The organism is Methanimicrococcus stummii (assembly GCF_032594435.1).
GTDB classification, from domain to species: Archaea; Halobacteriota; Methanosarcinia; order Methanosarcinales; family Methanosarcinaceae; genus Methanimicrococcus; species Methanimicrococcus stummii.
Window position 1 is genome coordinate 1,709,805 of record NZ_CP131062.1, and the last position, 21,783, is coordinate 1,731,587.

21 protein-coding genes are annotated in these 21,783 nt (G+C 43.7%); 13 read left to right on the plus strand and 8 right to left on the minus strand.

The annotated features are described in order from the left end of the window. Positions 1-301 precede the first annotated feature (301 nt). The gene (locus tag MmiEs2_RS07830) at positions 302-466 is read left to right on the plus strand and encodes a hypothetical protein (protein WP_316559308.1); all 165 of its coding nucleotides are present in this window, start codon (positions 302-304) and stop codon (positions 464-466) included. A gap of 114 nt (positions 467-580) precedes the next feature. Here MmiEs2_RS07830 and MmiEs2_RS07835 read toward each other — a convergent pair whose 3' ends face one another. From MmiEs2_RS07835 to larE, 4 genes are read right to left on the minus strand one after another with little or no spacing between them, the layout of a single operon-like run. Continuing rightward, entirely contained in the window at positions 581-757 is a 177-nt protein-coding gene (locus tag MmiEs2_RS07835) for a hypothetical protein (RefSeq protein ID WP_316559309.1), read from the minus strand. A 41-nt stretch (positions 758-798) separates the two neighbouring features. After that, positions 799-1,359, minus strand: coding sequence for a DUF531 domain-containing protein (locus tag MmiEs2_RS07840; RefSeq protein ID WP_316559310.1), 561 nt, complete (start codon positions 1,357-1,359; stop codon positions 799-801). 44 nt (positions 1,360-1,403) lie between these two features. Next, positions 1,404-1,895 carry a GNAT family N-acetyltransferase gene (locus tag MmiEs2_RS07845; protein WP_316559311.1) on the minus strand — a complete coding sequence of 164 codons (492 nt, stop codon included), beginning with the start codon at positions 1,893-1,895 and terminating at the stop codon, positions 1,404-1,406. A gap of 23 nt (positions 1,896-1,918) precedes the next feature. Further along, entirely contained in the window at positions 1,919-2,824 is a 906-nt protein-coding gene (gene larE / locus MmiEs2_RS07850) for an ATP-dependent sacrificial sulfur transferase LarE (RefSeq protein WP_316559312.1), read from the minus strand. A gap of 169 nt (positions 2,825-2,993) precedes the next feature. Between larE and MmiEs2_RS07855 the strand changes: the two genes are divergently transcribed. The 4 genes from MmiEs2_RS07855 (at position 2,994) to MmiEs2_RS07870 (ending at position 7,286) form a co-directional block, all read left to right on the plus strand. Next, on the plus strand, positions 2,994-3,488 hold the full coding sequence (locus MmiEs2_RS07855) for a 3-isopropylmalate dehydratase small subunit (protein WP_316559313.1): 495 nt from the start codon (positions 2,994-2,996) through the stop codon (positions 3,486-3,488). 125 nt (positions 3,489-3,613) lie between these two features. After that, positions 3,614-4,750 (plus strand): isocitrate/isopropylmalate dehydrogenase family protein, encoded by a 1,137-nt coding sequence (locus MmiEs2_RS07860; RefSeq protein WP_316559314.1) that lies wholly within the window; start codon positions 3,614-3,616, stop codon positions 4,748-4,750. Between the two features lie 366 nt (positions 4,751-5,116). Next, on the plus strand, positions 5,117-6,025 hold the full coding sequence (locus tag MmiEs2_RS07865) for a hypothetical protein (RefSeq protein WP_316559315.1): 909 nt from the start codon (positions 5,117-5,119) through the stop codon (positions 6,023-6,025). A gap of 409 nt (positions 6,026-6,434) precedes the next feature. Continuing rightward, positions 6,435-7,286 (plus strand): GLUG motif-containing protein, encoded by an 852-nt coding sequence (locus MmiEs2_RS07870; protein ID WP_316559316.1) that lies wholly within the window; start codon positions 6,435-6,437, stop codon positions 7,284-7,286. Here the strand turns inward: MmiEs2_RS07870 and argB are convergent. Continuing rightward, positions 7,281-8,216 carry an acetylglutamate kinase gene (gene argB / locus MmiEs2_RS07875; RefSeq protein WP_316559317.1) on the minus strand — a complete coding sequence of 312 codons (936 nt, stop codon included), beginning with the start codon at positions 8,214-8,216 and terminating at the stop codon, positions 7,281-7,283. The genes MmiEs2_RS07870 and argB overlap by 6 nt on opposite strands. Before the next feature lie 460 nt (positions 8,217-8,676). On the opposite strand from argB, the gene MmiEs2_RS07880 reads away from it, so the two are divergent. From MmiEs2_RS07880 to MmiEs2_RS07895, 4 genes are all read left to right on the plus strand, one after another. Further along, complete coding sequence (locus MmiEs2_RS07880; protein ID WP_316559318.1) at positions 8,677-8,967, plus strand: non-histone chromosomal MC1 family protein; 291 nt, start codon at positions 8,677-8,679, stop codon at positions 8,965-8,967. Positions 8,968-9,143: 176 nt separating this feature from the next. After that, on the plus strand, positions 9,144-9,989 hold the full coding sequence (gene proC, locus MmiEs2_RS07885) for a pyrroline-5-carboxylate reductase (protein WP_316559319.1): 846 nt from the start codon (positions 9,144-9,146) through the stop codon (positions 9,987-9,989). 91 nt (positions 9,990-10,080) lie between these two features. Beyond that, positions 10,081-11,034 (plus strand): GTP cyclohydrolase MptA, encoded by a 954-nt coding sequence (mptA, locus tag MmiEs2_RS07890; protein ID WP_316559320.1) that lies wholly within the window; start codon positions 10,081-10,083, stop codon positions 11,032-11,034. Positions 11,035-11,204: 170 nt separating this feature from the next. Further along, positions 11,205-11,519 (plus strand): DUF2098 domain-containing protein, encoded by a 315-nt coding sequence (locus MmiEs2_RS07895; protein WP_316559321.1) that lies wholly within the window; start codon positions 11,205-11,207, stop codon positions 11,517-11,519. A gap of 39 nt (positions 11,520-11,558) precedes the next feature. Here MmiEs2_RS07895 and MmiEs2_RS07900 read toward each other — a convergent pair whose 3' ends face one another. Continuing rightward, positions 11,559-12,977 carry a methanogenesis marker 14 protein gene (locus tag MmiEs2_RS07900; protein ID WP_316559322.1) on the minus strand — a complete coding sequence of 473 codons (1,419 nt, stop codon included), beginning with the start codon at positions 12,975-12,977 and terminating at the stop codon, positions 11,559-11,561. A gap of 342 nt (positions 12,978-13,319) precedes the next feature. On the opposite strand from MmiEs2_RS07900, the gene gatC reads away from it, so the two are divergent. The 3 genes from gatC to gatB are packed head-to-tail and all read left to right on the plus strand — an operon-like array spanning position 13,320 to position 16,444. Continuing rightward, positions 13,320-13,601 (plus strand): Asp-tRNA(Asn)/Glu-tRNA(Gln) amidotransferase subunit GatC, encoded by a 282-nt coding sequence (gene gatC / locus MmiEs2_RS07905; protein ID WP_316559323.1) that lies wholly within the window; start codon positions 13,320-13,322, stop codon positions 13,599-13,601. Between the two features lie 29 nt (positions 13,602-13,630). Beyond that, positions 13,631-14,998, plus strand: coding sequence for an amidase family protein (locus MmiEs2_RS07910; RefSeq protein ID WP_316559324.1), 1,368 nt, complete (start codon positions 13,631-13,633; stop codon positions 14,996-14,998). Beyond that, positions 14,999-16,444 (plus strand): Asp-tRNA(Asn)/Glu-tRNA(Gln) amidotransferase subunit GatB, encoded by a 1,446-nt coding sequence (gene gatB / locus MmiEs2_RS07915; RefSeq protein ID WP_316559325.1) that lies wholly within the window; start codon positions 14,999-15,001, stop codon positions 16,442-16,444. It abuts the gene before it with no gap. A 41-nt stretch (positions 16,445-16,485) separates the two neighbouring features. On the opposite strand, the gene MmiEs2_RS07920 is transcribed toward gatB, so the two are convergent. After that, positions 16,486-16,689 (minus strand): hypothetical protein, encoded by a 204-nt coding sequence (locus MmiEs2_RS07920; protein ID WP_316559326.1) that lies wholly within the window; start codon positions 16,687-16,689, stop codon positions 16,486-16,488. A 32-nt stretch (positions 16,690-16,721) separates the two neighbouring features. Continuing rightward, positions 16,722-18,083: a 3-phosphoshikimate 1-carboxyvinyltransferase gene (gene aroA, locus MmiEs2_RS07925; RefSeq protein ID WP_316559327.1), complete on the minus strand. Its 1,362-nt coding sequence runs from the start codon at positions 18,081-18,083 to the stop codon at positions 16,722-16,724. A 317-nt stretch (positions 18,084-18,400) separates the two neighbouring features. On the opposite strand from aroA, the gene MmiEs2_RS07930 reads away from it, so the two are divergent. Then, positions 18,401-21,655: an autotransporter outer membrane beta-barrel domain-containing protein gene (locus MmiEs2_RS07930; protein WP_316559328.1), complete on the plus strand. Its 3,255-nt coding sequence runs from the start codon at positions 18,401-18,403 to the stop codon at positions 21,653-21,655. Positions 21,656-21,783: the final 128 nt, after the last annotated feature.

Below are 21,783 nucleotides of genomic sequence, written 5' to 3' on the forward strand. Positions count from 1 at the left end.
AAATCATTTTTTCTTTGAAAGCGAACACAGGCGCATCGATTCGTTTAAACCGCTTGCGTTCCTTTCAGCCGCATGCACTTTATTTTCGTTCCGACACTGCCGGATTTTTTGAAAAAACGAGCATTGTCGGAATGTCAATTGATTGCATTTTTTAACAAAAAAGGTATGAAGCAAACTATATATAGATTCAAAACCGATTATCCTATGCAATGAATCAATGAAATTTATTGCTTTATTCTAAATCAGTGATGAAAAATCTCAAAAGAATATGAGACCTTTTATCTCAAAAGGATATGAGAGTATGCAGTCAATGCAGAACATCAGTACAAAAGAAAACGTAAAAAAATCTACGGAAATTGCGCCTTTCGGCGCAGCAGGAACAATCAGTCAAACAAAAATCACAATCGCAAGATTATTCATGCTCACCTCGATATTCGGGCTGGCGTGTCTTATTACAGCGCTTTGACGCTTTTGTTTTAACAAATTGATGAAATCCGAAAGGATTTCTTCATTCGTTTTTCATAATCATTTTTATCCGTTAATCCATTTTTTAGTATATTTCAAAAACGAGAGTCGTTTTTTATTTTATTGTTAAAGTTCGTGCCGACCGCGCGCGGCGAGTGCTGCCGTGGCAGCTGCCGGCAATGCAAGCCGTAAGGTAGCAGCGGCAAACGGAAACGGTAAGGTAGCAGTGCCACGCTCGCGCAGCGAGCGGATGTGATAAAAAAGAGGAGATGCAAGCGAAACGGCAAACCAATACCGTGTCGGCAGGCAGCAGCTCGCGGCGGCAAAACTATTTTAATAACCGTCGCCGTCGTTTTTCTTCTGCCGCTGCTCCAATGCAAAAGTCAAAGCGTTAATCTGCGTCGGAATCGCGCCGATTGCCGTGCATGTTTCTAAAGAAATGCCTTTGGTTGTAATGTCCAAATGATATTCGGCCCTCTCAAAAAGGTCTTTGGGAAGACCTTTTCGCCCCAGACCGACCAAAAACATGTACGATTTTTTCTTCATATTTCCGGCGGCGACATCAAGCGGCGTCAGCAGTTTTTGAGGATACGGCTTTGATGTCGTTGTGACAATTGATCCGAAATGCGCCGGAAAACCTTTCGGCGGCAGGTCCGAGACAAACAAATGATGTTCTTTGTTGAGCAAATCCAAATATTTTCCGGATTCGCCGATTGTAGTTTTGTCCATGACGAAATCGACGAGTTCGTCTTTGTCCATCTTAAACGGAAAATCAAAAAGCGCGAGAGAAAAACCGTAAGCGTAGCAGATTGGCGCGGCTCTTGCAATTGCGCGGTAGTGCGCGTCTACGATTTTGATTTTGTCATACATATTGACGATTCCCATTGTCAGCATAATTTTCCTCTCCAGTGTGTTATTGGTTTGTTTCCGTTTTTTTTTTAAAAATTCAAAGTTTTGGTAAGCACAGTCTGAGAACATATTTCAATATTATTACAGGAAACGCATTCTTCCCAATAATCGGTTTTTTCAATTTCTGCGTTTTCAAACCCTTCGTGAATGAAAAAATTCGGCGCCGTGGTTCTCGTGTAAATTGTTCTTGAAATCGTTTCATCAGGGGCGGCCGTTTCGATTTCTTCTTCAATGATTGAAATCAATCGGCTCAAAAGAAGTTTCCCGATTCCTTTTCCTTTGTAGGACGGCAAAACGGCAATCGTATGAATTTCATAAAACCAAAAATCTTCTTTTTGAGATCTCAACTTTTCAAAAACGGCGCAGCCGATGATTTTTCCGTCCTTTTCAGCGACATAAAATTCTTCATACGGAATGTCGTCGCGATCTAAAAAATAAGTCGATAAAATAATGTCAATCGGCGTTGTTTCATTTTCACTCGCCGGGCGCACAATTACGGCTTCTTCTTCATTTTTTGTCATTTTCGCCCTTCCGTTTCCAATTTTCAAATGTCCATGCTGCCACTTCGAAATCCTTCCAGATCGGCGGTCACATAAGAAAAGCCGTTCGCTTTCAAAAATTCAATAAATTCGCCGATTATTTTTTGATTTCCGGCATCAAAAAAGACTTTTCCGTCTTCGATTCCGACTTCAACGCGCGCGATATTTCGGCCGGCAGAATCCGTATGACAACGGATTCTGATTTGTTTCGCGCCGGTCACAGACAGCATTTCTTCAGCTCTGTCAACTGTTTTTAAAAGCACCGGATTCAATTTTGAATCATACGAAAAACGGGTCGCTAAACAGGACATCGACGGTTTTTCGGCGACTGATAATTTTCTTTTCTTTAACAATTCCCGAACTTCTTCCTTTATAATTTTCAAATCGGCAAGCGGGGTTTGAAGTTTCGGCAAAACCGCGCCCGATTTTTGATTCGCTTCTTTTCGTTTCCGTTGGATTTCTTTTTGTTCCGAAATAAACGAAAATCCCGGACGCGGAATCTCATTCGCTTCATTCATCAGAACATCGGAATAATTCGTGCCTTCAACAACCGTTTCATAACCGTTTTCTTTCGCGTATTCCAAAAGTGTTGTCAAAATTTCTTTTTTGCAAACGTAACAGCGGTTTTTCCGGTTATTTTCAATCTCCGGAAGTTCCAATATTTTTTTGTCAATGAAAATGTGAGTAATGCCGATTTCATTCGCGACATCTCGCGCGTTTTGAATTTCCCGGTCGGAGACCAGTTCCGTTTTGACCGTGACGGCAAGCGCGTCCGTGTCGGGGGAGGTCGCCGCGCCGGCAGCAGCGGCGGCAAGGAGCGCGCTGTCCGCGCCGCCGGAGAAGGCGATAATTACCTTTTTGTGATTTTCAAAAAAAGAAGTCAAAGCTTTTTCTTTCTCATCAATTGTCATTTTGTCTTCCGATTTCTTAATTCATTTTCTCAATTTTTAATGAATAAGCATGGCAATCCATTATATTAATAAATTCATTTTTTTGATATTTGACGCATCCTGCGGAAAGTTAATAAATAACTTCGTTTTTCCAAATTATGTTATAATCTAATTCACCAAAGTGACAATCATGGAGAATAAAACTTACAAAGGTAAAGCTTTCAAATTCGGAGACGACGTCGACACCGATGCCGTCATTCCCGGAACTTACCTGATCCTTAACACGCCGGAGGAACTGTCGCAGTACACGTTCTGCGGCGTCCGCCCTGACTTCGCGAAGTCTGTTCAGCCGGGCGACATTGTCGTCGGCGGCAGCAATTTCGGATGCGGCTCTTCCAGAGAGCACGCGCCGCTTGCGCTCATCGGCTCCCAAGTCAGCTGTGTCATTGCGAAATCATTCGCACGCATTTTTTACCGCAATTCCATTAATGTCGGTTTACCGCTCGTCGAGTGCGCGGAAACGGACAGAATCGACGAAGGCGACGTTTTAGAAGTCGACCTCGGCGCGGGAATTGTCAAAAATATTACAAAAAACGAAGAATACAAAACCGTGCCGTTCCCGGACTTTTTATTACAGATTGTAGACGACGGCGGGTTAATTAAGCACACGCAAAAAAATCTGTAATTTGCGCGGCAGCATGAATTCATTTTTTGAATTCTTTATTTTCATTCTTTTTATTTGATTTTTGTATTTTTTAAAAATCAGTTCAAATCTATTTCAAATCAATAATCAATCGGAGCAATATAAAAATGACTCAATATAAAGTGCCGGTTATCGGCGGAGACGGAATCGGTCCCGAAATCGTTCGGGAAGGACAAAAAGTGCTTGACGCAGCCGGCGAAGTTTTTGGCTTTGACATTGATTGGCTCGAATTTCCGCATGGCGCCGACCATTATTTGGAAACCGGCGAATTGGTGTCGGACGAGACCATCAAAGAACTTTCCGGCTACAAAGCCATCTACCTCGGCGCGCTCGGCGACCCGAGACTGGCCCCCGGCATTTTGGAAAAAGGCATCCTTTTGAAGCTCCGCTTCGCGTTTGACGAATACATCAACCTCCGTCCGATTAAGTTGCTGGACGGCGTTGAAACGCCGCTCAAAGGCAAAGTCGCCAAAGACATTGATTTCGTTGTCGTCCGCGAAAACACGGAAGACTTTTACATCGGAATCGGCGGCCGCGCCAAAAAAGGCCAAAAGAATGATCTTCTGGAAGTGCAGCGTGATTTGTATTCCGCCAAGTTCGGTCTTGACATCGAAACTGACAGCGAAGAAATCGCTTACCAAATCGGCATGATTTCAAAAGAAGGCACAAAACGCGTCATGGAATATTCTTACGATTTGGCGGCCAAGAGAAACAACCATTTGTCCTCCGTTGACAAAGCAAATGTTCTTTCCGACATTTACGGTTTCTGGCGCGAAACATTCGAAGAGGTCGGCAAAGGCTACCCGTCAGTGGAGACGGATTTCAATTACGTCGACGCCGTTACTATGTGGTTTGTCAAGAACCCCGAATTCTTTGACGTCGTCGTCACGCCGAATATGTTCGGCGACATTATTACCGATCTCGGCGCCATGATCCAAGGCGGTCTCGGTCTCGCCCCCGGCGGCAACATCAACCCGACCGGTACCAGCATGTTTGAACCGATTCACGGTTCTGCGCCGAAATATAAAGGTATGGACCGCGCAAACCCCTTGGCAACGATTTGGGCCGGCGCGCTTTTGATTGAAACGCTCGGTGAAAAAGAAGCGGCCGATACGATTGTGAAAGCGATTGAAAAGAACATTTTGGACAAAAAAGTCAATACGGTTGACATGGGCGGCAGCGCCAAGTGTTCCGAAGTCGGAACGGATGTCGCAAGACTTGTGAAAAAACTTGGCAAAAGCTGAGAATTATTTAAGACCTTAAATGTTTGAAATGTCTTATAAAAGTTTTCAGAATCAAATAATCTGAAATAAAGAAGTCTCATCAAATAATTAAAAAATATTTTAAACGTTTGTATCTTTGAGGGTATAATCGACAAAAAAAGGGGAGTGGCAGAAAAAATATAGTAAAGGAAAAAGCTTTTTCAAATATTAATTTGATTTTATATTTTTTTGTGATTTTCTGGTATTTTTCTATTTCTCCATTTTTATTATATGCACTACATTCAAGAAACTTTATATATGTTCTAGTATTTTATTACGGTTGGCACTCTCTCCAATATTTTTGAGTCGTGCACAAAATTATAGGTGGTAAAATGTTAAATAAAAACAATGTTATTGATTGTATTTTCTATGTTGATTTTTGCTATACTTCCAATAGTGAATGGCCAAGAACATATTAACATAGAAGATATGAAAATCATTCAAAACGAAACTTTTAATGAATATACAACGATGGAAAATCTTTATGTTGAAGTTTCTAAGAAATCTGATACGCAGTTGAAAAATGAAGGATTGACAAAAGAACAGATAAAACAAATTAAAAATTATAAGGAAGATTTCAATAATCATATATACAAATTAAATGAGACATACACAGATGACCAATTAAAAAAGTTAGACTATACGGATGAACAAATAAAAATCATTCGAAATTATGATGGTAGCCCCGAATCCGCAAAAGCGGTTGCCGCAGGTGTTACAATTGGTTTATCCGGTCCGGCCTACTTACAACAGGAAAGTAATGGCAATTTGTCCGCTGTTTTGTCTTATACTTTTAGTTGGTCTACAGAACCTTATTGGAAAGGATTTGACGGCGTGGGTATCGGGGCAAGCGGTTATCCTAAAACAGTTGAATTTGACAACAGAAGTCAATACACTCGCGCAACCGTTAATTTCTACGCTCCGCTTTCAGGACGAACATATACGGAGAATTATACAATGAATATCAGTGCTCCTGGTTATTCTGCACATATTAGCAGTAAGTTTCCAATGAAGAGATCTAGTCCTCCTATAAATGATGCTTATGGGAAAACAGGTTCTGGCTCCGTTTTAGTCCGAACAGTAATTGATCCGATTGCAGTGAATCAATATATTAAAGCTCAAGCAACTTATGGTCATCAATACGTAGGAGGAAGTTTTTCCATAGGTATCGGAAACACAGGCATTGGGCTAAGTTTCACACCAAGTTTGGTTGTAGACGATGAACCAAGCAACATTAAAACTATTAACCGAAGATAAATATTAGTTTATTTTGAGGTCAATTATGCAAAATGTAAAAATTGAAAAATTATTATTTTTTTTAATAATTTTTTTATTTCTGTTTACCATAATTAATGTGACAAATGCCTCTGAATTTTCAGGTGACGGCGTAGGCACGGTAGATGAACCATATAAAATTATGACAATTCACCAACTTGATGAAGTTCGGTATAATCTTTCTGCAAGTTATATATTAATGAATGATTTGGATTTTAACGATACTTCAAATGAAAGTTGGATACCTATAGGTTATTGCCATGATTTGTATGGGTAGCCATTCACAGGAACTTTTAATGGGAATGATAAAACAATTAGTAATCTGATAATTAATGGTACAAATGATTACCAAGGACTTTTCAGCCATATTGCATCAGGTTCGATTTCAAATTTGACTATTGTAAATGCAAATGTGCAAAGTAATGAATATGCCGGCATACTTGCAGGAGTTATTCAAAATTCTTCTGTTACTAATTGCAAAATTATAGATTCACTTTTGAAAGTACAAAATTATGGTGGAGGCATTTCAAGTTCTAATATCGAGGGAAGGATTGACAGTTGCGTCGTGCAAAACTTGAGCATTATTTCAGCAGGGGTGGGCGGAGGAATTGTTTCTGATAATAATAATGGAAGTATTTCAAACACATCTCTTGATTCAGTTTTATTAATTGCTCAATCAAATGTGGGTGGAATTGCAGGTACAAGTTTGTTTGGAGGTATAATAAATAATTGTACAGCACATTGTGTCATAGTATCTGAAAACGGTGATGTGGGTGGTGTCGTCGGTTGGGCAATTTCAACAAATATTATAAATTGTTCCACTTCTGGAAACATTAAAAGTAACGGTCTCGGAAGTGCAATTGGTGGAGTTTCCGGTAAAAATTATAATACTACGATCTTTAATTGTTTCTCTGAATCCAGTGTTAGTGCAACTAATTTTGGCAATGTTGGAGGAATTGCAGGATTTGCGGAGTTATGTATTATTCAAAATTGTTATTCTTTTAATACTGAAATCAATCAATTTGAACCTTTTAAATCTGTTTTTTATGAGCGGTCTCTCTTCAATTATATATTTCTAAAATTAGAAATGAAGGCAGGATACATTGTTGGCAATGCTATTAATACTCAAATCATTGATTGTTATTACTGGAATCATATAAAGTCTAATAAATTATTTCTTATAAAGAAAGGTGGAAATGGAATAAGTATTACAGAATTATCTAATATTAAACATATTTTATAAATTCATCTGGTCAATTAATTTAGTTTCTTCTTCCTTTTCATCAAAAATCATCGTGCCGACGCCCGTGTCGGTAAACAATTCCAGCAAAAGCGAATGCGGCGTGCTGCCGTTGATGATGTGAACGCTTTCAACACCGCTTTTGACGGCGACTTCGGCGCCTTTGATTTTCGGAATCATGCCGCCTGAAATGATTTCATCTTCGATGAGGCCGTCAATTTCATGAAGCTTGATTTTTGAAATCCGGCTGTCTTTGTCATTGATGTCGCGCAGAACGCCGGAAATGTCGGTCATCATGATGAGTTTTTTCGCGCCCATGGCCGCCGCGATGTCGCCGGCCACCGTGTCGGCGTTGATGTTGAGCATCTGTCCTTTTTTATCAATCGCAATCGGGGAAATGACGGGGATGTAATTGTTTTCAATCATGATGCGGAGGAGTCCGGGGTTGATGATTTCGGTTTCGCCGACCCAGCCGATGTCGACGTCTTCTTCGTTGCCGTCGATGATGATTTTTTGATTTTTCTTCTTGGCGGCGACAATCAAATTGGAATCGACGCCGTTTAAACCCACGCCTTTGGCGCCGTGTTTGTTAATCAATGAAACCATTTTCGTATTGATGTTGCCGACCAAAACCATCATCGCGATTTCAAGCGTATCGTCATCGGTGACACGGAGACCGCCGATGAATTTCGGCTGCTTGCCCATCTTTTCCATTTTTTCATTGATTTCGGGGCCGCCGCCGTGAATGATAATCGGGTTGATGCCGACATAATGCAAAAGAACAATGTCCTGAATGATTTTTTCCATAATCGCGGTGTCCTTCTCGGGATTCAGCATCGCGTTGCCGCCGACTTTAATCACCATTGTCGATCCCGAAAAATCGCGGATGTAAGGCAATGATTCAATCAAAACATCTTCTAATTTCAGTGTCATTTCCATTTCCTGCGTTCGTCAATTTTATAATATTTTATTTTATGAGCCTAATGTATTTGACATCTTAAACGTTTTGTTATTTCTTAAAAATATGGTCGGAAAATAAAATCAAATTATCGACAATTCACGAAACGGCTCTTCAAAAACCGTTCTTTCATTCGTCATGTCTTAGCTATTTGTTTTTCAAAATCGTTTTTCTTGCTTTACTTTGCTGCTGTCCGAAAAAACGTATCTCCTCTCAGCCTGTCTGTTTTTCGAAAAACGCAATCGGTTGAGTTTGTATTCGAGGTGGTTTCGAAATATATTCGGTAATTATGTATAAAATTCTCTTGGCTCCGAAATGCTCTTCGAATTTTCGTCAAATCACTATACATCGAATCAATTTTTTCAATAAAGTATTTATATGAGCTTCTACAATTGTTTTCTAGCAATATCGTATAGTATTGCAAAGGTGATTAAGATGGCAGAAACAAGAAACTTTGTTTTAAGAGACAAAAATGGTAACGAATCCGGTGTCTTTACCGGCAAACAGCCCAGACAGGCAGCCTTAAAAGTCGCAAACCGCGGCGCAGGCACAAAGAAAAAGCCCGACACAATCATGCTCAGAGAAAGAGGAACCAAGAAAGTCCACGTTTTCAAAGCATGGAAAGAAGTCGTCGACGCACCCAAAAACAGACCTGCATGGATGCCCGCAAAAATCAACAAACCCTTTGTTGAGAAAGTCAAGATCGAAAAGATCGACGAAATCTAAATTTTGTAACATTTGTTATTTTTATCTTACAGGCAAAGCATTCAATGCTTTGTCGTAAGTTTTTTAACGGTTTGCCGTTAATCTTTTTTCTCTTTTCACACATTTTTTTTACGACGGTTTTGCACTTTTCATTTCTCTTTTGAATTTTATTCGAATTGTCCGCAACAGACTTATAAATGAAATTAAAACAAAAAGCAATCAAAAAAAGAAACAGAAAGCAATCAACAAAAGGAAATGAAATTATGAAAATCGGATTCATCGGCATGGGAAACATGGCTCAAGCAATCGTTAAAGGATTGATTTTAAAAGAAGCCGCGCAGTCTTCAAACATTCTCGCTTACGCGCCGTCACAGGAAAAATTAAAAAAATTCGCCGAAAATACCGGAATCATTCCGTATTCTTCTCTTGAAAATATGATTTCCGATTCCGATTTTGTCGTCGTTGCCGTCAAGCCTGACATCGTTTCGGAAGTGATTGCGCCGATTAAGGATTTGCTTCAAAACAAAGCTTTGCTTTCGATTGCCGCCGGCTGGGATTTCAGTCGTTATGGCGAAATTCTTGACCCGAGCACACGCCACCTCTTTATTATGCCGAGCACGCCGGTTCAAATCGGCGAAGGCATTTCCATTTTTGAACAAAAACATTCTTTGACGGCCGACGAATTCGAACAGGTTGAAAAATTGTTTTCCGCAATCGGAATCGTTCAAATTCTTCCCGGAGATTTGATGGGCGTCGGCGGCACGATCAGCGCCTGCACGCCTGCGTTTTTCAGCATGATTCTGGAAGCGGTTGCAGACGGCGCGGTCATGCACGGTCTTCCGCGCGACGCGGCGTACCGGCTGGCAAGCCAGGCGCTTGCGGGAACGGGCAAAATGCAGCTTGAGACAGGACTCCATCCCGGCGCCCTGAAAGATGCGGTTTGCTCTCCCGGCGGTTTGACGATTCGCGGCGTCGCGTCTCTTGAAAACGACGGCGTCCGCGCCGCAATGATCAACGCGGTCAGCGCGTCCGTGAAGAAATAATCATAAAATTTCACGACTGACATATCATTTTTATATCAACAAAGATTTCTTACCGATACTTACATTAAAAAACACTTGAGGTAATACAAAAATGTCACAATGCCCGATTCTTCCGGACGTTCAGGCCAACCGCCCGACCGTTCCGATTAATCTGACACGCGTCGGCGTGACCGATGTCAAAAAACTGATTGAAATCAAACGGGAAAACAAAAGACCGATTATTTTAATGTCGTCTTTTGATATTTTCGTCGACCTTCCGTCTGATCGAAAAGGCGCCAACCTTTCTCGAAATTTCGAAGCGATTGAAGAAGTTTTAACCAACATTTCCGAATCGCCCGTTTATGAAATTGAAAACTTGTGCGGCGACATCGCCGAAAATTTAATCGGCCGCCACGAATACGCGTCACGCGCGGAAGTTCGCATGAAAAGCGAATACATGATCCGCCGCAAATCGCCGGCAACCGGTGTTGACTGTCAGCAGTTCGTTGATATTTTCGCGGACGCCGTTGCCGAAAGAACGGAAGGCACAAACGCCGTTCAAATCAAAAAACTCATCGGTGCCGAAGTCATGGGAATGACGGCGTGCCCCTGCGCGCAGTCAATGATGCAGGAAGAAGCGGAAAACAAACTCAAAGAACTCGGCTTAGCCGATGACAAAATTTCTCAATTCTTTGACGCGATTCCGATGGCGACACACAACCAGCGCGGCCGCGGTATTATTTCCATTCAAACTTTGGATACGACCGGCGTTCGCCTCGAAAACATCATCGAAATCATCGAGGCGTCCATGAGCTCCAACGTTTATGAAATTTTAAAGCGCGCCGATGAAAAGAAAGTCGTTGAAGAAGCGCACAAAAATCCGAAATTCGTTGAAGACTGCGTTCGAACGATGGCGAAAAAAGTCGTCGACACTTTCCCGCAGCTTCCCGATGACGCGATTATCACAATCAAGCAAATCAACGAAGAAAGCATTCACAAACACAATGCTTTTGCCGAGCGCGTTGCCAAGATCGGCGACATTCGTTCGGAAATTAAAAACGGCTGATTTTTGAATTGAAACGGCGGCATTGCCGTTTCATTTTCCATTTTTTTGCGGCGCTTCGGCGCGCGCAAAACGCCTCATTTTTTCAAAATAAATCAAAATCGTTCCCGCCTTTTTCAAAATGTTTTTTCAAAACAGAATCTTTTTAATCCTTGGACACATTCAAATAAAACATGGCAGAGCTCAAAGTTTTTGACATTCGCGGCCGTGAAATAAAAGTCGGCGATTATGTCAAATACATTAACACGGGAACCATCGGTGAAATCACCGAAATCATGGAAGACGACGAAGGCATTTGGGCGTTTCTCGATTCCACCGAGCTTTATTACAAAATTGATCTTTTGGAACTCACGGACGAAGTCGTGAAAAAGGAAGCCAAACGCAGAGATTTGGAAGCCGATATTGAAGAAAAAATCCGCATGCGCGAAGAAGCCATCGAATCTCTTCAAAACGTCGAAAGCCGCGACGCGCCCGGCGGCGCAGGATAATCTTTTATTTTTATTTTTTTGTTTTATTTTTTGCGGTTTTTAATGACGCATATTCTGAAGCTTTCTGCGCTCAGCCATGATGCATTTTCCGCCGCGCAGGCCGCCGACCGGATTGTTCGGACAGCCCAAAGAATTCATACAGCGCGCCATAACCGCCGCGCCGTGCGCCAGTCCGTCTTCCGCAAAAATTAATTTCTTTTCCGGATTTTCAAGAATTTTCCGGTTTTTCAATTTCTGAATAATCTTTTCTTTTTTGGTTCCGGTAATCCCGGCGCGCCCCGTAATTCCGATAAATGTTTCTTCCCGAATGAATTTTTCTTTGGCGACGCATTGAATCAGCAAAACCAAAATTTCAGACATCACTTCATCCGTCAAAGCCGCGACCGCTTCCAATCCGCCGCTTTGGTAAACGGATTTTCCGATGTCGGCAAGCTTTTCAAAATCCGATCCGTTTTCGCCGACATCGCAGCCGAAAAGAATCGTTCCGGATTTTTTCGCCGCCGCCGCGTTGACGGCAAACGGGCCGAACCGGCTTCGCTTTTCCGGAATTTTCATCACCTGAACGTATTTCATGACTTCGGCGGCAGCCGTTTCAATTTCATTTTGATTCACTTCAATCGCTGCCGTTTCTTCCGGAATCAATTCGTAAGCGCTTTTCTTTTCAAAATCAATATTTTGAATTAAAGCGTCGGCAACCGCACCCGCGTAGCCGCAGAAATTCGCAATCGTTCGCGCGTACGGAATGCCGGCATCGCTGATCCTTCCCGAAAGCGTCGTTCCCATGTCGATTGCGATACACGGATTTCTGAAATCCGCGCCGGTTTGCTTTCCGGCTTCCTTTAAGCCGGCCATCGCCAATTCGCCTTCCATCTCGTTTGACACGATTCCCTCGCCGAATCCGGCAGGCGGGCGAACGCCGGCAACCGCGCCGTCAAAATAAACTTTGTCCAAATACGAATACGGCCGGAGCTTGTCCGGCATATTGTCAAGGCTCAAATATCCGGTCATTTTACGCGGCGGAAATCCGGCTAACAAACAGCCTTCCGCAAGCGCTAAAATAATCATTTCCAAATGTTCGGACTCGGCGGTGACACCGGTTGAACGAACGACAAAATGAACGTCATCCGCCGTCAAATTCTTTTCAAAAAGCGCTTGGCGGATCGTGTCTCTGACGAGTTCTGCCAGTGTGTCTTTTGCCAATTCCGTTCCGCCGATGGTTTTTCCGAAAACATCGGCTGTTTTTGCCGGTTTTTGAATGTCGCGCGTTAAACGAACGCATTTTCCGATGATTTCCGTCTTTCCGGTTTCCAAATCCGTTGATGTCAGAATACATTTCGTTGTCGTGTTTCCGGCTTCGACAGACGCAACTACAAAAGAAGAATCGGTGATTTTCAATTTATTCAAATTGAAATTTTTGCCGAGAAATCGGCTGCCGGCAAATTCATGTTCCACGGACATAATAATCGGAATATTTTATGATGGTTTGAAAAAATCTTTATGCCTTATAATATATTCTGTTACATTCAAATCTTTGAATTTTTAATTCAAATAATAGAATTATTATATTTTGAAAATAACTGTGAAACATAATTTTCATGTTAAATAATTAAAATCTTTGATTTTTTTGAAAGAAATATGAAAAATTCGCCCGTTTCCGGCTTATTTGTTCTATTAATAATCGTGACAATAATTTATGCATACAGATAATCTTTTATTTAATAACTGATACAATTTTTAATATCGTAAAAAACACGTTATCAACCCGTGTGAACTTATACAAATCGCATGAGGGGTACTTAAATGATTCAAAAAGATGAAACGAAAGAACTGGCTTGGGTCGCTCGAATTGCAGTCGATGAGAAAGACATTCCCGAATTCCAAGACAAGATCAATCAAAAATTAGATTTTTACACCGCGATTGCGGACGCGCCGACAGACGGCGTTTTAAAGACTGTCAATCCGTCCCGCTTAAACACGGTTCTTCGAAAAGATGTCGCAGCTCCCTCAATGAGCATTGAAGACGCTCTTGAAAATGCGCCGGAAGTTTATGAAACATCTTTTAAGATTCCGAAAATTTTGTAAGGAAATTCAAATTATTATTGAGGGAAATTATGACAAAAGATATTGCAGCGTTTAAGGCGGCCGGTGAAAAAGCGGTTGCCGAAAGCCTTGAAAAAATCAAAAAAGATGATTTGGGCACTTTTATTACGGTTTGCGGCGGCAAATCTGCCGGCTCGGGGCCGCTTGCGAGCGTTCCGATTGCGCTTTCCGACAATATTTCAACCAAAGATGTTGAGACGACATGCGCTTCTCAAATTATGAAAGGCTATGTTCCGCCGTTTTCCGGCAAAGTTGTTGACGATTTGGAAAAAGCCGGCGCGGTTTTAATCGGCAAAACCAACATGACCGAATTCGGTCTTCTCGGCGCGGCAAGCGCTTACGGTCCTGTTAAAAATCCGCGAGATGCGACCAAGAAAGGCGGCCCATCCGGATCGGCGGCGGCCGTTGCGGCAGGACAGGTTCCGGCAGCCATCTGCTCCGATGCCGGCGGTCTCTTGCGCGTTTCCGCTTCGTTCTGCGGAACGGCGGCGTTTAAGCCGAGCTACGGCGCGATTTCCAGATTCGGTCTCATTTATTACACAGGATCGCTTGACCAAATCGGCGTGACCGCGACAACCGTTTCCGATATTGTCACCATCATGGATATTATTTCCGGAAACGACAAGCGCGACACGACTTCTCTTCCGGAAAAACAGGATTATTCCGGCAAAATCAAAAACGGCGACAAACCGCTTGACGGATTTAAAATTGGTATTCCGGCTGAATTTTTGGACGAGGTCAGCGCCGACGTCATGAAAACCTTTGAAGACTCCGTTGCGGTTTTTGAAAAACTCGGCGCGGTTTGTACAAAAATTTCTTTGAACACGGCGAAATACATGCAGCCTGTTCACGATATTATTGCGGGCGGCGAGAGTTCTGCCATGCTTGCCAAGTACGACGGCACACGATTCGGTCCGCGCGTTGAAGCCGACAACTGGCATGAAATGATTTCAAAAACGCGCGCGCTTTTCGGCCCGGTTGTTGAGCGCAGAATCATGCTCGGCATCTATCTTTTGATGGCCGGTCAGTACAACGATTATTACATGAAATCCATGCAAACCCGAACGCTGGTTATTGACGAATTTGAATCCGTGTTCAAGGAATACGATCTTTTGATTGCGCCGACTGCAAAAACTGTCGCGCCCGACCTCGGCGGCGCTTGTGGTGGCGGCTGCGATTTGGAACTCAGCTCCTATTCTGCGGCGATTGCCGGAACGGATTTGGCAGGACTTCCGGCGGCAACCCTTCCGTGCGGTTTTGTCGGCAAGCTTCCGGCAGGCGTTCAGATTATCGGCGGCTACTTAAAAGATGCGAATGTGATTGTGGCGGCTGAGGCGTTTGAAAAAGCGACCGGCTTTGCCAAATCGGAGGCGATTTAAATGGTTTACGAAAATCCCGACGGTGTTATGATTGGTCTTGAAGTTCACGTTCAGCTCAACAAGGCGAACACCAAAATGTTTTGCAGCTGCACATCGGATTACACCGACAGCGACGCGAACACCTGTCTTTGCCCCGGCTGTTTGGCGCTTCCCGGAACGACGCCCGTTTTGAACGAAAAATCCGTCGATTACGCCATTAAAATCGGTCTTGCGCTCAATGCCGAAATCGAAGATCAAACCGACTTTTTCATGAAAAGTTATTTCTATCCTGATCTCGGAAACGGCTATCAGGTGACTCAGTTTGACCGCCCGATTGTTAAAGACGGTTTTGTCCTCATTGAAGGCGAAGACGGCGAATTAAAAGTCCGCATCTCGCGCGCGCATATGGAAGACGACCCCGGTAAAATGGCGCACTTCGGCTCCATTGAAAAATCCACCGGCAGTATCATTGACTTTAACAGATCCGGTATGCCGCTTGTTGAAATTGTGACGGCTCCCGACATGAGATCGGCAAAAGAAGCGCGCCGCTTTTTGGACAAGCTTCGCAGCATTTTGGAATATTTGGATGTCTTTGACGGTTCTCGCGAGGGCGCGATGAAGGCGGACGCGAACATTTCCGTGAACGTTTTCAACGGCCAGCGCATTGAAGGAACGCGTGTTGAAGTGAAAAACATTTCTTCGCACAAAATGGTTGAAAAGGCAATCAATTATGAAATCATGAGGCAGAAAGACTTCCTCCGGAAGAACAAACCCTTGGTTCAGGAAACGCGTCACTATGATGAGGGCAGAAACGTGACAATCAGTCTTCGTGTGAAGGAGACTGCTGATGATTACCGCTACTTCCCCGACTTTGATTTGGTGCCGTATTTTGTCGCCGACCGCGTTGACGGAATCCGCGCGACCATGCCGGAATTGCCGGATGCCAAGCGTGAGCGTTTTGTCAAGCAGTACGCGATTTCCGATGCGCACGCCAAGAGTTTGGTGACGGAGCGCGCTTTCGCCGATCTTTTTGAAAGCGTTTCTGCGAAAGTGGACCCGAAACTTGCCGCTTCCTGGGTGGCCGATACTGTTAAGGGCGAGCTCAATTATCGTAATTTGCCGGTCACGGCTGTCAGCGCCGATGATATTATTACGGTTGTCAAAATGGTTTCAAACAAAGAAATCAGCGAGGAAAGCGGTGTTACCGTCATTCGTACGCTTTTAGATGAAGGCACAACGCCGGCGGACATTGTCAAAGCGAAAGGCTTGGGAATGGTTGCCGATGATTTCATCGCGACAGCCGCCAAAGAAGCGATTGCCGAAAGTCCCGACGCGGTTGCCGACTACAAAGCCGGTACCGAAAAAGCGCTGAACTTTATCGTCGGAAAAGTCATGCAGAAAGCCAAAGGAAAGGCGGACGCAAGACTGGCTCGTGAAATGGTTCTCAAAGAACTTGAAAAATTGTAAGAAATCGGGATTTTCCGATTTCTCTTCTTTTTTTTGAAAAATTATGGTTTGATTTTTCGTTTGCTTTTTGAAAAATTATGGTTTGATTTTTCGTTTGCTTTTTGAAAAATTATGGTTTGATTTTTCGTTTGTTTTTTGAAAAGCGGAGCAGCTCGCGCGCGGCGGCGCTGTGCTACGGCGGCTACACTCAAAAGAAGCAGATGCAGGCGGCAACGCAAACCGCAAGGTAGCTGCAGCAAACGCAAACCTGACGACAGCGGCAACTTAAAACTGAATTTTAATTTTCAAAAACGGCGCCGACTTTTTTCATATCCTCAAAAAAGCCGGGATATGAAATTTGAACGGATTCCGCAGTGTCAACCGTCACGCCGCCGATTACCATTCCCGCGATAAAGAGCGACATGACGATTCGGTGGTCATGATGACCGCAAACGGGCGCGCCTTTCATTTTGTTTTTGCTTTTTTCACCTGAAATGAAAAGGCCGTAATCGGTTTCTTCAATCACGGCGCCGACTTTTGTTAATTCTTCTGTCATGGCTTTTAATCGGTCGGTTTCTTTGAAACGGACGTGTTCGGCGTTTGTAATCCTCGTTTCGCCGTCTGAAAATGCGCCGAGAACAGCCAGTGTCGGAACCAAATCCGGCGTTTTTCCGGCATCCCAGTTTATTCCTTTAAGCCGTTTGCCGGTTTTATTTGAAACATGAATGACGCCGTTTTCTTTATCCCAAGAAATATCGGCGCCGGCTTTTTCTAAAATTTCAACAATCGCGCTGTCGCCTTGCGCCGACGGAAAAAGGCCGGTCATCGTGATGTCGGCACCGGGAATGAGCGCGGCGGCCGTCAAAAGATAGGACGCTGAAGAAAAGTCGCCGGGGATTGTGTAATCGCCGAGATCGTATGTTTGGTTTCCGGGAATTGAATAGATGAGAACATGTTTTTCAGATTCCGTGCCGTCTTTTTCAAATATTTTTTCCCATTTCAGATATTCATTTATGTCGACACCTGCTTTTTCGGCAATTTCAATCGTGATGTCAACATATGGTTTTGATTTCAAATCATTGTAAATCGAAATCTTTGAATCGGTTTCCAAAAGCGGACAGGACAAAAGAAGCGCGGAAATAAATTGAGAACTCATGCCGCCGTCGATAACATAATTGCCCGGTTTGATTTTTCCTTTCACCAAAAGCGGCGCGCAGCCGTTTCCGTTGACTGAAATAACGTCGGCGCCGGCTTCGTTTAATGTTTTTAAAAGCGGCGCATTTGATCTTTTTTGAATGGACTCATCGCCGGTCAAAACAACTTCGCCGTCGGCAACCGCAGCAAGCGCGGTCATCAGCCGAAGCGTCGTTCCCGAGTTGCCGACATCAATCGGTTTTTCGGGTGTCTTCGGCTTTCCGCCAAAACCTTTGACAACGATTCTTTTTTCATTCGTTTCCGGATCTGTTTTTTCTTCAATATTCGCGCCGAACATTTTACAAGCGTTCATGGTCGACAATGTGTCGGCCGACAAAAGCGCGTGAGACAACTCACATTCATTTTTTCCGAGAGATGCGATAAAAACGGCGCGGTGCGTGTAGCTTTTAGATGCCGGTGCTGTTATTGTTCCGACGGGCATTGATTTTTTAACAGAGACGTTCATTGAAATTCCTATTCTTTTTTATGGATTATAAGGATTCGTTTTTCAAACACGAAATCCGTTTTTTAAAAATATTGAATAATTATTATTCATCTCAATTTTTGATAACTATATATTATATTTGTCATATATTCATCTACTTATGCAAACGGTTATATAGAATTCTCTATATTTATAATCTATCACTTTCTCAAAATAAAATAATTGCAATTGAACCTCTTTTTCGGTTTATGCTTCCGGCCGCGAAGAATACATAATTGCGATTTAAGGGCTTAATTTAGCGGATTTAATACTCAAATTTAAAGTTTTGAGGTTGAATTATGGACAAAAAAAACAATACAAAATTAAAAATCCGAAAGACGGCGTTGACTGTTTTGGTGTTCGCATCCGTCTTTCTGATTTTCAGCACAATGGCGGTCGCCGGCGCGGCAACGGATGTTAAAACCGTTTCCGATTTCAAAAATATGGCAAACGGCGGCGATTACGTTTTGACCAACGATTTGGTGATTGACACCGAAACATGGGACTCTCTCGTTCTGACGAATCTTATATTAGACGGCAACGGCCAGGCAATCATTTTGACTTCCGAAAGCGGTTCTGATTTCAAAGGCGTTTTCAAAGAACTTCAAGACTCAACAGTTTCAAATTTGACTGTCAATGTTGCCACCGATTTGCAGTTCAGCGGAACATCCGGCATTTTGGCGGCAACCGTGGTTGATTCAAATATTGACAATTGTCATGTCAATATTTATGAAACCGTTACCGTTACAGGAATCGGCTTTTCAGCTTTCGGCAGTTTAATCGGCGACTACGACAGCAGCAGCGGCGAAGCCGTCAGCAGCAGCAGCGTCAGCATCTTCTCTCAACTCGAAGGTATTGACAATACAGGCGGTTTAATCGGAACGCTGACAAACGGCACCGTCACACAAAGTTATGTTTTCGGCGATGTTTCGGCAACAGGCAATGCTGTCGGCGGTTTAATCGGCACAATGGTTGACGGAACTGTTACGGAATCTTACGCGACAGGCGGTGTTTCCGGAAGTGTCGGTATCGGCGGTTTGATCGGTCAAATGGAAGACGGAACGGTTGAAAATTCCTATTCCGCTCCTTACGCGGACAGCATTTTGACAGGGTCAAGTGTCGGCGGTCTTGTCGGTTTTATGTCCGGCGGCGATATCGAATATTGTTATTCGGCGCACCTGTCTCAAAAATTAATCGGCGATGCAATCGGCGGATCGGTTTCAAATTCTTATTTCGTCAACACGGTTTCCGATACTTACGGAACAAACAAAACCGATGCCCAAATCAGATCGATTGATACATTTTCCGGCTGGGATGTGGAAAAAAATATAGTCAGCAGCAAAGTCTGGTTCATTTATGACAGTTATACTTACCCGCAGCTTTCCTGGCAAAAACAGCTGACCTATGACATTTATGTCGACTCGGTTGACCATCTCAAAGAAATCGGCCGCGACTGGGCAACGATTCAAGACGCGCGCGGAAATACCGTGAGAAGCTTTGCAAATGCGCGCTATATCCAAACCGATGACATCGAATTTACAGGAACAATCAATACGGCAAACGTTACATATCCGTATTTTAACGGCATGTATGACGGAAACGGTTACGAAATCCGGGATTTAACCATTGAATATTTGGGAACAAATGTTTATACCGGTCTTTTCCCTTGCGTTATTGACGGTGTTTTCCAAAACATAAAAATTGTTAACGCGGATGTTTCTTCAACTGCAGGACACGACGGTATTTTAATCGGCCGCATTTATGATGAAGACAGTTTTGTCAAATCGATTTCAACTCAAATTATTAATTGCTCGGTTGACGGCAAACTTCAAGGAACAAGTTATGTCGGCGGTCTTGTCGGAAATCATACAAACGGAACGCTGAGCATCATTCATTGCATTTCATCAGTCGATGTGTCCGGAACCGACAATTATGTCGGCGGACTCGTCGGTTTCAGCAGCGGCCCGAGCACACTTGTTTACAACAGTTCCTCTTCCGGCTCTGTTAAATCGTCTCAAAATAATGTCGGTGGCCTTCTCGGCGGCGGCGGTTTGGCTTATTCGAGTTCTCCTCGACACAGTTTGACAATTCTTGACAGTTCGTCTTCCTGCTTGATTGAAGCGATGGAAAACGCCGGCGGTCTTATCGGATATATTTGGTTCGAGTCAAATGCCGGCATTTACAACAGCAATTATGTCGGATCTGTCGCAACAACAACCCCGATGGGAACGCGTTCAGCTTCTTTCTTCGGTATGCAAATGGATTCCGGCGCAGGCGGTTTAGTCGGAAACATCCGTTCGGATACTTTGATTCAAAACAGTTATGCGGCAGGAACAGTCGAATCGGCTGATTTCGGCGCCGGCGGTTTGGTCGGCTGTAAGATTGAAGGCGTCCTGACAATTGCGGATTCCTGCTTTGACGGAGACGTCACGGCGGCAACAGACGGCGCGGGCGGTTTAGTCGGATCCACAAACGGTGTTGACATCAGCGGCAGCAGCGCTTCCGGAATTGTCACGGTCGGCGGCGATTACGCCGGCGGTTTGCTCGGCAACACTTATCTTTCCGCGAAAATCGAAAAAAGCAGTTTCGCAGGAAATGTTATCGCAGACGGCAGCAATGTCGGCGGATTGGTCGGCGCGATTCAAAGAAACGGAACGGTTTCTGAGAGCACGGCATCTGCAAACGTTCAAGCCAAATCAAATGTCGGCGGTTTAATCGGTTTCTTGAATTCTGGAACCCTTTCTGATTGTTACGTAAACGGCAGAGTTGTTGCGGATTCCGAATCCGGAATCTCGGCAGCAGGTGGCGCAATCGGCTATCTTTCCGCTGCGGAAAGCAATTCTGATTTGGATCGCATTTATTCGACAAGTGAAGTTACAGGTGCCGGCAGCGCTGTCGGTGGTCTTCTCGGTCTTGTCGGAGACGGCGTTTCCGTCAACACCGTGGCTTTAAACGACAGTTTTGCGTTCAATGATTATGTCAAAGGCGCGTCATTGGCAGAAACCGGACGCGTTTTCGGAACGGTTGACAGCGGCGTCAATTTCGTTTTGGATAGCATTCAGGTTTTGGATTCCATGCAAGGCAATTTCGATATTTCAAAAGAAACGGCTGATGTTTTTGAAGTCGGAACGAATGATCTTTGGAACACTTTTGATGACAGCGGCAATCTCGGCACCGTTTGGGAACCGCTTTCCACCAACAGCTGGAAAGCCGACCTGACATCCGAATACGGTTTCCCGATTCTGACCTGGCAGGCAGGCTCGCTCGGCATGTGGCAGCCGTGGCCGCAGAACGCGGCAGCATCCGGCGGCGGAAGCGGTTTCGGACAGGCTTATGTTGTCAACCCTGAAACGCCCTCCGGTGAAGCCGGCAACGCAGGCTCCGACAACGGCAGCAATGTCAGCGACGGTTCCGGACAAAACACACCGGCTCCCGGTTATTCGGATGATTTGCCGAACGGTTCGGCATCTTTCCCGTATTGGATTTTGATTGTCGGTTTCATTGTTGTCGCAGGCGCCGTCATTTTTGTTGTCGGCCGCAGATACATGAAATAAAAATCAAAAGTAAAGTAAAAATTGTAAAAATAAAATGAAATTAAAGTAAAAATTGAAAAATAAAATGAAATTAAAACAAAGGCGAATTTCGCCTTTGTTTTTTTTGAAATCTTTTTTGAAATCTTTTT